Below are 13,840 nucleotides of genomic sequence, written 5' to 3' on the forward strand. Positions count from 1 at the left end.
GCGTCAGGGTACGTGAGCGACACGGCGGCTTCCCACCCGCAGACGGCCGGTCCCGAAATCGGACGCCGGGACCGGCCGGGCCCGCCGTCTACAGCCGGTCGAGGATCCTCTGCAGGATCTGCACCTCGCTGGCCTGATCCGCGGCGATCTTCGCGGCGAGCGCCTTGGCCTCGGGATTGCTGCCCTCGGCCTGCTCGGTCCTGGCCATGTCGATGGCGCCGTTGTGGTGGGCGATCATCATCTGGGCGAACATCCTGTCGAACGCGGCGCCCTTGGCGGCGGCGAGGTCCGTCATCTGCTGCTCGGACATCATGCCGGGCATGCCCGCGTCCATACCCGGCATGTCGTGCCCGGGGCTGGCGGACATGCCGGGCATGTCATGGCCGGGCGTGGCGCTCATGCCGGGCATGCTGTGGTCGCTCGGCAGGTCCGTGGGCCTGCCCCAGGCCGTGAGCCACCCCTTCATGGTCGTGATCTCCGGGTCCTGCGCCGCCTTGATCTTGGCAGCCAGGTCCTTCAGTTCGGGGTCGCTCGCGCGGGTCGGAGCCAGATCGGCCATGGCGACCGCCTGCTGGTGGTGCGGAATCATCATCTGGGCGAACATCACGTCCGCGTCGTTCGCGCTGGCGTCGGCCGAGGACGACGCGCTCGGCGTCGAGCCGCCGGTGCCGTGGGCCATGCCGCCGGTGTCGTCCGCGCCGCCGCATGCGGCGGTGGCGAGCAGGGCGGTCAGAGCGACGCCCGCGAGGGCGGCGCGGCGCAGGATGGTGGGCTTCATCAGGTACGTGGTCCTTGTCGTGAGGTGTGCCGGAACAGGGCCGTCGGGTCCGGGTGAGGTCCCGGACCGGGGTCTGCTCACGTGCGCAGGACCGTTCCGGCTCGCAGTCGCAGCCCGATGGGCCGGCGGGGTGGACCCCGGTCCGGGCGAATGTCCCGGGATCGGAGGCCAAGCGGCGCGCCGGAGATCCGACGGCGGTGCCGCAGCAGGGACAGGGCGCCGAGCACCATGGCGCCACCCAGCACCGCGAGGCACACGGTGAACGCGTGCATCCCGTCGTGGTGCCCGGGCGAGCCGTCGGCGGCGGGTGCGGTGACGCTCGCGTGAACGGTGCTCGCGTGCCCGGCGTGGAGGGCCCCGGCCCCGGCCTCGGCCGGGTGGCCGAGGGTGTGCATGCCGAACACGCCGAGCGTCACGGCGACGAGCAGCGCCAGCCGCAGCAGCGGATGGGACCCACGCGCCGGCCGACGCGTCAGTCGACGCGTCGACGAAGCGAGGGGTCGCGGCGCGCCTGGGCGGTCCACCCGCGGCTGTCGCATGTCACCCCCCGCACGTTCGGCCGACCGTGTGGCGTCTGGCGGCAGAGGTCGTCCGCACCGACTCTCACTTCTACTACAGGTCTATAGTAGATGAGATATCACGGCTGACAGACGTGGGTACGACGAACGCCCGCATCTGGCCGCGGTGCGCTCCGTCAGTCGGACGAGGGGGTGAGGCGTACGCGGCGCAGCAGTTGCGCGTTGAGCGCCACGACGATGGTGGAGGCGGACATCAGCACCGCGCCGACGGCGGGGCTCAGGGTGAGGCCCGCCCAGGCCAGCACACCGGCGGCCAGCGGGATGGCCACGACGTTGTAGCCGGCGGCCCAGGCGAGGTTCTGCACCATCTTGCGGTAGGAGGCGCGGGAGAGCCGGATCACGCCGGTGACCCCGCGCGGGTCGGACGAGGCCAGGACCACCCCGGCGGACTCGATGGCCACGTCGGTGCCGGCGCCGATGGCGATGCCGACGTCGGCGCGGGCCAGGGCGGGGGCGTCGTTGACCCCGTCGCCGACCATGGCCACCCGCAACCCCTGTGCCCGTAGCTCGGCCACCGCACGGTCCTTGTCGGCGGGGAGAACCTCCGCGAACACCTCGTCCACGCCGGGCCGGAAGCCCAGGTCGGCGGCGACCGCCTCGGCGACCGGACGGGCGTCTCCGGTGATCATGGCGATCTTCCGGACGCCCTGCTCGCGCAGCTCCGTGATGGCCTGGCGGGCCTCCGGGCGCACCTCGTCCTCGAGCGCGAACGCGCCGACCGGCTCGGGGCGGCCGTCGGCGGGCAGCCGTACGAGGTGCAGGACCGCGGCGCCCCGCGCCGACCAGCGGGCGCTGGCGGCGTCGAGCTCGGCGGGCACGGTGGCGTCGAGTTCCCGCAGCAGGGCGGGGCCGCCGACGGCGTAGGGGGTGCCGTCGACGACGGCCCGCACGCCCCGACCGGTCAGGGACCGGAAGTCGCGGGCCGGGGGCGTCGGTCCGCGGTCGTGCGCGGCGGCGGTCAGGGCGCGCGCGAGGGGATGCTCGCTGTCGGCCTCGACGGCGCCGGCGATACGCAGGACGTCGTCCTCGGCGTGTCCGGCGGTGGCGGCGACGGCGGTGAGGGTGTGTGCGCCCCGGGTGAGGGTGCCGGTCTTGTCGAACAGCACCGCGTCCACGCCCCGCATGCGTTCGAGGGCGGTCCGGTCCTTGACCAGGATGCCGGCTCTGGCGGAGACGGCCGTCGACAGCGCGATCACCAGCGGGATGGCCAGCCCGAGGGCGTGCGGGCAGGCGATGACCAGGACGGTGACGGTCCGGACCACGGCCTGGTCGAGGTCGCCGAGCGCCCACCAGGTGCCGAAGGTGATCAGCGCCGCGGCGGTGGCGAGGTAGAACAGCCAGGCGGCGAAGCGGTCGGCGAGCACCTGCGCCCGGCCGGCGGAGCTCTGGGCCTCGGCGACGAGCCGGCCGATGCCCGCGAGGGCGGTGTCCTCGCCGACGGCGTCGACGCGTACCCGCAGGGCGGAGTCGGTGGCCACGGTGCCGGCGACCACCCGGTCCCCGGCGGCGCGGGGCACCGGCCGGGACTCCCCCGTGATCATCGACTCGTCCAGCTCGGCGGCGCCGTCGACGATCCGCCCGTCGGCCGGCACCCGGCCACCGGAGCGCACCAGCACCACGTCGCCGACCCGCAGGTCGCCGACCGGGACCGGGTGGGCGCGACCGGAGTCGTCGAGGCGTTCGGCGTCGTCGGGCAGCAACGCGGCGAGCGCGGCCAGGGCGCCCTGGGCCTGACCGATGGCCTTCATCTCCTGCCAGTGGCCCAGCAACATGATGGTCACCAGCGCCGCCAGCTCCCACCAGAAGTCGAGGCTGAACCCACCGAGGCTGGTGGCCAGGGACGCGACGTACGCGACGGTGATCGCCATCGAGATCAGCAGCATCATGCCGGGCGCCCGGTCGCGGACCTCGCGCACACCACCGACCAGGAACGGCCAGCCGCCGTAGCCGAACACCACCGTGCCGAGCACCGGCCCGACCCAGGTCACGCCGGGGAGGTCCAGCCGGTAGCCGAACCAGTCCATGACCATGTGGCTGGTGGCCACGATCGGCACGGTCAGCGCGAGGCTCAGCCAGAACCTGCGCCGGAACTGCTCCGGGTCGTGACCGGCGTGCTTGTCGTGCCCGCCGCCGTGGGCGGCGTGGCCGCCGTGCTGGTGCCGCCCGTGGTCGGCGTCGTGACGTGTCATCGGATCCACCTCCGCACCGAACTTATACCCCTAGGGGGTATCACGGCAACACATTGGTTCCGACCGGGGGCGTTCGGCGGTCACGGATACCCCGCACCGGTACCGGCGTCACCCGGCGCCCGGCCGCCGGAGCAGGACTACCCGGCACGAGGGACGAGACACGACGGACCAAGGGTCGAACTTTCCGTGCCCGGCGTCCCTGCACACGCGCCTCGGCCCGACGGGGAAACCCCGGAGCTACGCGCCGACCCGGTCGGATCAGCGCCGGGTCGGGGGGCAGTTCGCGCTGGTGAGCCGGACCGTGTACACGCGGTCGTCGGAGGTGATCCCGGACGGCACGCCGTCGAAGTGGGTTTCCACCTTCTCCCAGCCCCGGCGCTGCTCGTAGTGCAGGTGCGGCGCGCCGGAGTTCCCGGTGCTGCCGACCCGCCCGAGCTGGTCGCCCCGGGCCACCCGCTGGCCGGCCCGCACCGACGGTGGTTCGAGCAGGTGCAGATACTGCGTCTCCCACCGTCCGCCATGATCGATCTTGACCCAGTAACCGCCGCCCCGCCCCCTCGGCCCGTCCGGGTCCTGCGGGGTACGACCGCCCAGGGAGCCGTTGATCCCCGCCACGGTGACCGTGCCGGCGGCGGACGCCAGCACCGGGCGGCCCCACGCCTCACCCGTGGTCGGGAACAGGTCGACGTCGTAGTCGTCGTGCCCGGGATAGGTGGACAACCGCCACGTCTCGCCGCAGGCCACCGGCAGGTGGAAGGCCGGCCGTGGACCCGGCCGCAGCAGTGGCACCACGACCACAGCGGCGGCGACCAGCGCCGCGAGCACGCCGACGACCGACGCGACGCGGACCGCGCGGCGGCGCGGGCGGGAGTCGTACGGTCGCTCGGCGGTCATCACGGCGAGCATGTCACGCGCGGGCCCGGTCGTCGCCGCTCCCCCACCCGCCGTTGCGGCCGGCCGACCGGTCTCGGGCCGGACCGCCGTCCGACGCCGGCGTCACCGCGGCGGTGACGCCGGCGTCGTCCGCCCGGCTAGGGGGTGACCACCCGGCCGCCGAACGTCACGACCAGGCGGCCGTCGGCCGCGAAGGACCAGCCCAGGGCTCCGGTGTACGAGGAGCACCGGGATCCGTTGGTGCCGGACCAGAACTGGTTCGAGCTGTCGGAGTTGCCGACGATCCGGTCGTTCGAGCCGCCGTCGCAGGAGGTGTTGTTCCGGAACACCGAGGAGCCGCCGTCGAAGGTGAAGTTGCGCTCGGTGTTGTCGATGCTGGCGTTGTTCGACACCGTCATCGCGCCGAGGTTGCGGTTGTAGGTGAACCCGTGCTGGCCGTTGCGGTAGGCGATGTTGCCCCGGACGGTGTGGTTCACCCCGATGTCCTCGCCGCCGAGCTTGAAGCCGTTGCGGTCGCCGTTGCCGGCCTGGCCGCCGTTGCTCAGGGTGCCGTTGTCGTAGGCGAGGGAGGACTCGATGGTCACCGGGCCGATCGCCCCGGTGTCGCTCTTGGTGTAGAGGTCGTAGCCGTCGTCGATGTTGTGGTGGGACACGGTGTAGCGGAAGACGTTCCCCGGGCCGACGGTGAGCTTCGGGGCGAACCCGTCGGCGTCCTCACCGTCGGAGTCGACGTTGTCGTGCGACTCCGTGCTGACGACGAGGTTGTTCGAGGGCCACTGGTCGCGGGGGGCGTTGGCCACCAGTCGGGACAGTTGCAGCCCCGAGTCCCGGTTGTGGCGGGTCACCACCCGCTCGATGATGTTGTTGTTGCCGGCGAGCAGGATGCCGTTGTCCCCGGCCCGTTCGACGACGAGGCCGCGGAGGTGCCAGTACGACCCGCCGATCTGCAGGCCACGGTTCGCCGGGTCCTCGCTCTGGGCCGAGAAGTTCAGGACCGGGGTCTCACCCGGGTAGGCGAAGATGTTCTTGCGCGCGCTCGACGTGCCGTTGTTGCCCTGGCCGATGGTGACGGTCTGCGCGTAGCGGTAGGTGCCCCCGCGCAGCCAGATCGTGCCGCCGGCGGCGATCCGGCCGATCGCGGAGGTGAGCGTCGTCGGGTTCGCCTGCGTCCCGGCCGCGCCGTCGGTGCCGGTCGGCGCCACGTACAGCGCGCCGCTCGACGGTGGTGGCGTGCTCGGCGGCGGGGTGGTCGGCCCGCCGGTGGGCGGCGGGGTGGTCGGCGGCGGGGTGGTCGCCCCGGGGGCGTACGTCTCGAACTCGGCGACCCTCGGCGTCCCCGTCGCGCTGGTGATCTCGAAGTTGATCTTTCGGAGCGAGGTGGCGGCGAACGTGACGACCCCCGCTCCGGCGCCACTGGCCAGGACGGCCCCGGTGTCGTTGTTGACGATCCGCCACGAGCCGATCACCCCGACCGCGCCGGCCGCCTCCCGGACGGCGACCGAGGCCACCGTGGTGGCGGAGCCCCACTTGACCGAGATGCGCCCGGTCGTGCCGACCGGCGACCAGTAGGTGCCCAGGTCGCCGTCCACCACATTGCCGTAACTGGTGCCGGCAGCCTTGCTGGAGCCGTCGGCGCCGGCTCCGATACTGAGATTCGCAGCATTGGCGATGATCGATGTTGAATTCGCCGCGTCGAGCGCGCCCGACGCGTACGTCATCGGCAGCACCGCGGCGACCGCGGCGGTGGCCGCGGCGGCGGTGAAGCCGGCAAGAAATCTGTGTCGCACTACGCTTCTCACTACGTCTCCTCGGGAGTCGAAACGGCCCGGACCTGCGCACAGTCCGGCGCCGCGCATGGCTTCGCGCGCGCACCCTCGGCCCTGGTCGAGAACCGAAACATCGATGAAACACAGGCTAAGAAAGCGCTTACCGTCAAGGCAACAGTTGAGATGTGCAGGTTTGTTGCACCGCAATCCACCCGTGGTTCGACTTCCGCCGCTCGGCGAGCTTTCCGGAGCAGCAGGCCGGCGTTAGCGCCGCCACCAGGCGGGTAGGCGACGACCCCGCAGAGTGGCAGCGAGGAGGCACGGGTGACGTCGATCGACGCCTTCTTCGACCGTCTGCGCCGCGACGGCGCGGACGACCGTCTCGTCCGGGTCAGCGGCAGCGTGCGGTTCGACATCAGGGGAGAGCGGGGCCTGCGCCACTGGCGGCTCGACATCGACCGCGGGCGGCTGCGGGTCACCGAGGACGACGGCCCCGCCTCGGCAGTGATCAGGATGTCCGAGCAGACGGCCGAGGCGCTGGTGGCAGGCGAGATGAACGGACTGGCGGCGATCAACCGGGGGGAGATCATGGTCGACGGGGATCTCGCGCTGGCGCTGCGGCTCGGGCGACTGCTACCCGCGCCGGCGGCGAACGGCCGGCACGGTGGAGGCGGCGCGTGAGGGACGTGCCCGGCACGGTGTCGTGCATCGACGGCAACACCTTCGTCGTGTCCGACAGCAGTGGGGACATCGAGGCGTCGTCGGCCGCGCCGGTGGGATTGTTCGCCGCCGACACGCGGTACCTGTCGCGCTGGGTGCTCACCGTCGACGGCGAGCGGATGACCGCCCTCTCCGTGGACGACAGCCAGTACTTCGAGGTGGCGTTCTTCCTCGTACCCGGCGGCCGGATGGACTACGTCGAGGCCGACGTGTCCGCGATCCGACGACGCCGCATCGGCGCCGACCTCGTGGAGGTCGTCACCGTCTTCAACTACGGCGAGTCTGATCTGGACCTGTCCGTACGTCTCGAGGTGGACGCCGACTTCGCCGACATCTTCGAGATCAAGTTCGACGTCGGCACGAAGGTGGGCGAGCGCTACGCCCACGCCGCGCCGGACGAGCTGCGGCTGGGCTACCGTCGGGGCACCTTCCAGCGGGAGATCGTCCTCACGGCCAGTGAACCGGCGACCTTCACACCGGAACACCTCCACTTCCCGATCCGGCTGGCCGCCGGATCCAGTTGGACCGTCGAGATACGGGCCGAGATGAGGGCGCTGCGGCCCGACGGCGTCGACCTGCGGTCCGGGCCCCGGGCCCTCCGGCCCGACGCGTCCACCCTGCCGGACAGCGCACGGGCCTGGGTGTCGGCGGCGCCGACGCTGGACACCGACAGCCCGGTGCTGCGACAGGTCTACGAGCGCAGCCTGGTGGACCTGGCCGCGTTGCGGTTCGCGCCGCTCTCGCTCGGCGGCGCCACCGTGCCCGCCGCCGGGCTGCCCTGGTTCATGACCCTCTTCGGCCGGGACAGTCTGCTGACCTGCCTCCAGACGCTACCGTTCACGCCGTCCCTGGCACCGACGACCCTGCGGATCCTCGCCTCGCTGCAAGGGGCGCGCACCGACGACGTGCTGGAGGAGGATCCCGGTCGGATCCTGCACGAACTGCGGTACGGCGAGTCCGCGGCCTTCGAGGAACAACCGCACTCGCCGTACTACGGGACCGTGGACGCCACCCCGCTCTTCCTGGTCCTGCTCGACGAGTACGAGCGGTGGAGCGGTGACGCGGCCCTGGTGTGCGAGCTGGAACAGGAGGCGCGCGCCGCCCTCGACTGGCTCGACCACCACGCCGACCTGACCGGCACCGGCTACGTCTCGTACGAACGCCGCAACCGGTCCACCGGCCTGGACAACCAGTGCTGGAAGGACTCCTGGGACAGCATCTCCTACGCCGACGGCCGGCTGCCGGGCTTCCCCAGAGCGACCTGTGAGACCCAGGGCTACGCCTACGACGCCAAGATCCGCACAGCCCGGCTGGCGCGCACCTTCTGGGGCGACCCGGCCCTGGCCGAGCGCCTGGAGGGCGAGGCGGCGGCGTTGTACGACCGGTTCAACCGGGACTTCTGGTTGGCCGATCGCGGCTACTACGCGCTCGCGCTCGACGGCGACGGCACTCCGGTGGACAGCCTGTCCTCCAACATCGGGCACCTCCTGTGGAGCGGCATCGTCCCACCGGAGCGCGCCGGACGCGTCGCCGAACACCTGATGAGTCCGGCGCTGTTCTCCGGCTGGGGCGTCCGTACGCTGGCCGAGGGGCAGCGCCGCTACAACCCGCTCGGCTACCACACCGGCACCGTCTGGCCCTTCGACAACTCCTTCATCGCCTGGGGCCTGCGCCGCTACGGCCTGACCGACGAGGCGGGGCGCATCGCCGAGGGCATCATCCAGGCGGCGGGCTACTTCGAGGGCCGGCTGCCCGAGGCGTTCGGCGGTTTCGACCGCCGGACCACCCGGTACCCGGTCCGCTACCCGACCGCCGGCAGTCCGCAGGCCTGGTCCAGCGGCGCGTCGCTGCTCCTCATCCGGACGATGCTCGGTCTGGAGCCGCACGAGGATCACCTCGCCACCACTCCGGCGCTCCCGCCCGCCTTCGAACGGATCACCCTGCTCGACATTCCCGGCCGCTGGGGCCGGCTCGACGCGTTCGCGCGCCACCGGCCGGATCGTGCCGAGTCGTGACCGGGCAGCGCCGGCCCGGAACCTTCAGACGTCGCGTCGCGTTCTAGCCCAGACTCAGGTTGTGCTGCTCGAGCGCGTGCTGGATGGTCCGTAGCGCCTTCGGGCCCATGCCGTGCAGCGTGGCCAACTCCGTGCGCGGCACCCCGGCGAGCTCACGCAGGGCCGTGTAGCCGGCGTCGTGCAACGCGCGCGTCGCCGGCGCACCGATCTTCGGCAGCGTGTCCAGGGGAGAACTCACGCTCTCCATCATGGCCGACGAGGAGGTCACCGGCACCGATCCGAGCAGGTGTCCGTCGCCCGGCACGCTCCCGCCCTCCGCTGTCGTAGACGGGGCCGCCCGCGAGCTGGCCCGGCGGCAGGTGGTTCGGCACGGCTCGTATGCGTTCCTGATGTCAGGCGTCCGGCGTGCCGGGACTGACCAGGGGACGCTGGCGTCGCGACGCGGGTCAGCCGAGGCCGGGCCAGGCGGCGAGGTAGCCGCCGCCGGCGCCGAGGGACGGACCGGGCCCGCGCCAGAAGCCGGCCCGGTCCACCTGCGCCGCCGCCGCCGCGACGCCGCCGGCCACGGCCACCCCGCGCACGACGCCGGCACCGCCGTCGGTGAACACCACCCAGGTCAGCCGCCGCCGCAGGTCGGCGGAGAGCACCAGCACCCAGGCGTCACCACCGGCGTACGGGGCCAGCCGCCGGCCGCCGAGCGTCACCTGGGCGCGGCCGGCGATCTGGTACGCGGAAACCCCGCCGGCGTAGATCCGACCGGACTCGTCGGCGGTGACCGCGAGCGGCGTGATGGTGTTGCCCCGGTCGCCCTTGCTGTCGATGCGGCTGATCACCGCCTGACCGGCGAGCTGGCGTCCCGAGGCGGGATCGAAGCGCGCGAGGTAGGTGTAGTGCGCGTTTCCGGTGTTGCTGGCCCGGCTGAAGTCGTCGGTGACCACGTTCGGCGCGGGCCGCCCCGGGTCGGCGGCCGAGCGCGCGAAGACCGTGTTCCCGCCGGCGGTCTCCCCGGCCACGTACAACCGCCCGTCCCGGCCCATCGCCACGCGGTCGGCACGGCTGTCCGCGCACAGGTCACCCAGCCGGTCCACGGGATGGTCGTACGCACGCCAGCGCAGCGTGCCCCGCCGGTCGTAGGCGTGCACGTACGCGATCTGCACCGGCACGCACCGCGCGCCGCCGGTCTGCCGGAAACCGCTGACGAAGACCAGGCCGCTGCGGTCGTCCACGGCGACGTCGCTGACCGTGCGGCCGCCCAGCGCCACCCGGGCCAGCGTCGCGCCGCCCAGGTCGTACACCGTGACCGTGGAACCGCTCAGGGCCGCGACCGTGCCGGCGGAGCCGACCGCGACCCGGCTGGTCGGCCCGCCGCGCTGCCAGCGCGCCCGCCCGGCGGCCGCGTCCAGCAGCACGGCGCCGCGGTCGGTCGCCACGGCGATCTCCCCGCCGCCGCGGCGTACCTCCAGGTCCTCGACCGCGCCGGCCAGCCGGACGGTACGCAGCAGCCGGCGACCGGTGCCGTCGAGCAGCAGCAGCGCGCCGGCGCCACCCCGACCGATCGTCGTCGTCGGCCCGCCCGGCAGGCCGGTGAACCGCCCACCGACCACGATCTGGCATGCCGGGGTCACGTCCACCGCGCTCGCCGTGCCGCCGGCGCGCCCCAGGTAGGACCCGGCGGTGGGGCTGAGCCGGTTCGACGACCGGGGCGCCGACCCGGGCCGCGGGCAGTCGACCGGCGCGGGTCCCAGCCCGGCCCGGCCGGCGGACGGGGTCGAGGGTGGGGCGACGCGGTCCGTGCTGACCGTCGTGGGCGCAGCCGCGCCGGTGCGCGCCGGCGGGTCCGCGCCGCACCCGGACGCCAGCAGCACCAGGACGACGCCGACCGCCGTCCGTCGTCGGGACTGGGAGATCGCGCGCACGCCACTTCCTCCATCGGCCGCGGCATCACGTCGGACGCTCCGGCGGCGACGCGCAGAGTAGCAATTCTCCCGATGGCGGGTCCGGGCCGGCATTCGGCGAGTCTCGTCGCGGTCCGTTCCGCCAGAGGCGAGGGCACCGGCGACGTCGCGAGCGCCTACGGCTTGCGGGCGAGCAGTCCGACGAAGGTGTGGTAGGTGTCGGTCTGCTTCGGCGCGGGCGTGCCCGGATCCGGACGCCACTCGGCCAACGGCACCAGCCCCGGCTCCAGCAGCGTCAACCCGTCGGCGAAGGAGAGGATCTCCTCGTCGGTCCGCCACCGGCCGGTGCCCAGCGACTCGTTGAAGACCCGCTCGACCTCGCGGGCCTTCCGGGAGCCCTCCGGGTCCCGCTCACCCGGGTCACGGAAGTGCGAGATCGCCACGTAACTGCCCGACGGCAGCGCGTCGATCAGCTCCGCCGACACGGCTCGCGGCTCCTCGTCGTCGCCGAGATGGTGCAGGATCGCGAAGAGCAACAACCCGATCGGCCGGTCGAAGTCGAGAAATCGGCGGACGTCCGGATCGCCGAGGATCTCCTGCGGGCGTCGGATGTCGGCCTGAATCACCGTCGTCGTGCCCTCCGCGGCGAGCAGGGCCCGCCCGTGCGCCAGGACGATCGGGTCGTTGTCCACGTAGACCACCCGGGCGCCCGGGTCGTGCGCGGTGGCGACCTCGTGCACGTTGCCCTGGGTGGGCAGCCCGGACCCGACGTCCAGGAACTGGTCGATGCCGGCCTCGCTGACGAGGAAGCGCACCACGCGGCGCAGGAAGGCCCGGTTCGCCTGACCGGCGGCGGGCCCGTCCGGCGTGATCCGCAGGGCGTGCTCGGCGACCTGCCGGTCGACCTCGAAGTTGTCCTTGCCGCCCAGGAAGTAGTCGTACACCCGGGCCACGCTGGGAACGGTGCGGTCGATTCCGGGGGGTGCGGCCTTGTCTGCGGTCAATGGCCTCTCCATCCGATTCTGGTCAGCGCACGGGGTGCTGAGGGTGGCTCCGGGCTTCGTCCCGGAGTCTAGCGACCGGACGATGTGGATCGTCGCCCCGTTGGTATCGCTCCCAGCTGTCGCCACGCCCCCGGTCAACGCGTTCGACTTCGTGGTCACGGTGGCTCTGGGCTCGACGGTGGCCACGATCCTGCTGTCCCGGGACGTCTCCCTGGTCGAGGGGATCCTCGCGCTGGCCCTGCTGGTCGCCCTGCAGTACGCCGCCGTGCTGCTGGCGGTCCGCTGGCCACCGTCGCAGCGGCTGCTCAAGGCCCGACCGACCCTGCTGCTGCGGGACGGACAACTCCGGTACGAGACCATGCGCAGCGTCCGGGTGGCGGAGAGCGAGATCCGGCAGGCCGCGCGTAGCCAGGGCACCGGCGACCTCGGTGACCTCGCGGCCGTGGTGCTGGAGACCGACGGGAGCCTCAGCGTCATCACCCGCGGCCGGTTCGGCGACGGCAGCAGCCTCGCCGACGTGCCCGGCGCGTCACCGCGGCCCGGCGGTTGACCGTTCATTTCGGTGGATGCCGCGGGGGAACGCCGAGACCATGCGCAGACGGACAGGGCGCGCGCGATGAGGAGTTGGTGTTCCGGCCGCTGCCGGGGTTGAGGCGAGCGGAAACCCCGGTCCGGGGGCTGTATCCGGGCAGTGCCGGCGCGCACCCCGGCGGCGGGGTGCACGGCGGGCCGGGGGCGAACGCGGCGAAGGCGGCGCTGCTGCACGCCGGCGGCGGCCGGTTGCGGGCCGCGGCGGTACGCGCGGCGGTCCGCCGGATCAGCACCGCGCCGGACCGTGGCCTGCTGCCCCCGCCGGTGGCCGACCTGCCCGACGCCTCCGATCGGGGTGGCGCGGTCGGTGGCCCCGGGACGACCGGCGACGACTGATCAGGCGCGGCGCCAGGCGAGGACGCCGGCGGCCGTCCCGAGCACGCCGGCGGCCACGCTCACCCGGTGTCGGGAGAGCCAGGCCTGCGGGCTGTGGCCGTACGCCCGGGAGGAGAACTCGCCCCGCGCGCCGTAGTCGCGACCGCCGGGCCCGTCGAGGGGGTGCCAGAGGTTGTTCGGCCGGTCGTGATCGGCGGGGCGGCCGGTCTGCTGGGACCGGTAGCCGGTGCGGGCCAGGTAGCGGTCCAGCAGCCCGGGTGCGACGCGGTTGCCGAGGATGGTCAGCACGGTGGAGGTCCCGACCCAGTACTCGCGCCGCCGGGGTCGGTCCGCGGCGCCGACGATCGCGCGGGCGGCCACCTCCGGCTCGTAGATCGGCGGCACCGGCTCGGCGTGCCGGGGCAGTCGCGACAGCAGCCAGTCGAACTGCGGGGTGTTCACCGCCGGCAGGTGCACCATGGTCACCCTGACGCTGCTGCGCTCGTGCAGCAGCTCGCAGCGCAGCGACTCGGTGAATCCGACAATCGCGTGCTTCGCCCCGCAGTAGGCCGCCTGCAGCGGGATGCCCCGGTAGGCCAGCGCGGAGCCGACCTGGACGATGGTGCCCCGGTCGCGGGGCGTCATGTGGGACAGCGCGACGCGGGTGCCGTGCACGTAGCCGAGGTAGGTGACCTCCATGGCGCGGCGGAACTCCTCCGGCCGGGTCTGCTGGAACGGGGCGAAGACGGAGCTGAACGCGTCGTTGATCCACAGGTCGATGGGGCCCAGCTCCGCCTCGATCCGCCGGCCGGCGTCGACGACCTGGTCGTGGTCGGCCATGTCGACCTCGATCGGCAGGGCCCGGCTGCCGGCGGCGCGTACCTCCGCGGCGGCGGCGTCGAGCCCCACGCGCCCGCGGGCCAGCAGCGCGACGGCGATACCGCGCCGGGCCAGCAGCCGTACCGTGGCCCGGCCGACTCCCGCGCTGGCTCCGGTCACGACCGCCACCTGGATGTCCTGCCGCCGCATGCCCATCTCGCCTCCTGTCGTCGGGTCCTGCTGCCCGCACTACCCGCGGCCGGGCGACCCAGTCGC

Annotated in this window: 13 protein-coding genes; 4 read left to right on the forward strand and 9 right to left on the reverse strand. The window is 73.3% G+C overall.

The annotated features are described in order from the left end of the window. Positions 1–88: 88 nt before the first annotated feature. From COO58_RS13655 to COO58_RS13675, 5 genes are all read right to left on the reverse strand, one after another. The gene (locus tag COO58_RS13655) at positions 89–778 is read right to left on the reverse strand and encodes a DUF305 domain-containing protein (RefSeq protein ID WP_098745209.1); all 690 of its coding nucleotides are present in this window, start codon (positions 776–778) and stop codon (positions 89–91) included. A 77-nt stretch (positions 779–855) separates the two neighbouring features. After that, entirely contained in the window at positions 856–1,317 is a 462-nt protein-coding gene (locus COO58_RS13660; RefSeq protein ID WP_098745211.1) for a DUF6153 family protein, read from the reverse strand. Between the two features lie 155 nt (positions 1,318–1,472). Further along, entirely contained in the window at positions 1,473–3,545 is a 2,073-nt protein-coding gene (locus COO58_RS13665) for a heavy metal translocating P-type ATPase (protein WP_098745212.1), read from the reverse strand. 258 nt (positions 3,546–3,803) lie between these two features. Beyond that, positions 3,804–4,439 (reverse strand): M23 family metallopeptidase, encoded by a 636-nt coding sequence (locus tag COO58_RS13670; protein ID WP_098746326.1) that lies wholly within the window; start codon positions 4,437–4,439, stop codon positions 3,804–3,806. Between the two features lie 137 nt (positions 4,440–4,576). Then, positions 4,577–6,238: a cellulose-binding protein gene (locus tag COO58_RS13675; RefSeq protein WP_255292612.1), complete on the reverse strand. Its 1,662-nt coding sequence runs from the start codon at positions 6,236–6,238 to the stop codon at positions 4,577–4,579. Positions 6,239–6,529: 291 nt separating this feature from the next. Between COO58_RS13675 and COO58_RS13680 the strand changes: the two genes are divergently transcribed. Next, positions 6,530–6,886, forward strand: a complete 357-nt coding sequence (locus COO58_RS13680; RefSeq protein ID WP_091576605.1) for an SCP2 sterol-binding domain-containing protein — start codon at positions 6,530–6,532, stop codon at positions 6,884–6,886. Between the two features lie 5 nt (positions 6,887–6,891). Next, complete coding sequence (locus tag COO58_RS13685) at positions 6,892–8,940, forward strand: glycogen debranching N-terminal domain-containing protein (RefSeq protein WP_098745214.1); 2,049 nt, start codon at positions 6,892–6,894, stop codon at positions 8,938–8,940. A gap of 43 nt (positions 8,941–8,983) precedes the next feature. Here the strand turns inward: COO58_RS13685 and COO58_RS13690 are convergent, their stop codons facing one another. From COO58_RS13690 to COO58_RS13700, 3 genes are all read right to left on the reverse strand, one after another. Further along, entirely contained in the window at positions 8,984–9,187 is a 204-nt protein-coding gene (locus COO58_RS13690) for a helix-hairpin-helix domain-containing protein (RefSeq protein ID WP_255292699.1), read from the reverse strand. 199 nt (positions 9,188–9,386) lie between these two features. Further along, a complete protein-coding gene (locus COO58_RS13695; protein ID WP_098745216.1) occupies positions 9,387–10,856 on the reverse strand; it encodes a hypothetical protein in 1,470 nt (489 codons plus the stop codon). Positions 10,857–11,011: 155 nt separating this feature from the next. Continuing rightward, entirely contained in the window at positions 11,012–11,839 is an 828-nt protein-coding gene (locus COO58_RS13700) for an SAM-dependent methyltransferase (protein WP_098745218.1), read from the reverse strand. 100 nt (positions 11,840–11,939) lie between these two features. On the opposite strand from COO58_RS13700, the gene COO58_RS13705 reads away from it, so the two are divergent. Then, positions 11,940–12,389, forward strand: a complete 450-nt coding sequence (locus COO58_RS13705) for a DUF421 domain-containing protein (protein WP_255292613.1) — start codon at positions 11,940–11,942, stop codon at positions 12,387–12,389. Between the two features lie 98 nt (positions 12,390–12,487). After that, complete coding sequence (locus COO58_RS31120; RefSeq protein WP_304363129.1) at positions 12,488–12,766, forward strand: hypothetical protein; 279 nt, start codon at positions 12,488–12,490, stop codon at positions 12,764–12,766. Here COO58_RS31120 and COO58_RS13715 read toward each other — a convergent pair whose 3' ends face one another. After that, positions 12,767–13,780, reverse strand: coding sequence for an SDR family oxidoreductase (locus tag COO58_RS13715; protein ID WP_098745222.1), 1,014 nt, complete (start codon positions 13,778–13,780; stop codon positions 12,767–12,769). Positions 13,781–13,840 lie beyond the last annotated feature (60 nt).

This window comes from Micromonospora sp. WMMA1996 (assembly GCF_002573675.1).
In the GTDB taxonomy this organism is placed as follows: Bacteria; Actinomycetota; Actinomycetes; order Mycobacteriales; family Micromonosporaceae; genus Micromonospora; species Micromonospora sediminicola.

Excerpts from the sequence above, each read along its gene's own strand:
- COO58_RS13655 (WP_098745209.1), bottom strand. The coding sequence starts at position 778 with ATGAAGCCCACCATCCTGCGCCGCGCCGCCCTCGCGGGCGTCGCTCTG.
- COO58_RS13660 (WP_098745211.1), bottom strand. The coding sequence starts at position 1,317 with ATGCGACAGCCGCGGGTGGACCGCCCAGGCGCGCCGCGACCCCTCGCT.
- COO58_RS13665 (WP_098745212.1), bottom strand. The coding sequence starts at position 3,545 with ATGACACGTCACGACGCCGACCACGGGCGGCACCAGCACGGCGGCCAC.
- COO58_RS13670 (WP_098746326.1), bottom strand. The coding sequence starts at position 4,439 with ATGACCGCCGAGCGACCGTACGACTCCCGCCCGCGCCGCCGCGCGGTC.
- COO58_RS13690 (WP_255292699.1), bottom strand. The coding sequence starts at position 9,187 with ATGGAGAGCGTGAGTTCTCCCCTGGACACGCTGCCGAAGATCGGTGCG.
- COO58_RS13715 (WP_098745222.1), bottom strand. The coding sequence starts at position 13,780 with ATGGGCATGCGGCGGCAGGACATCCAGGTGGCGGTCGTGACCGGAGCC.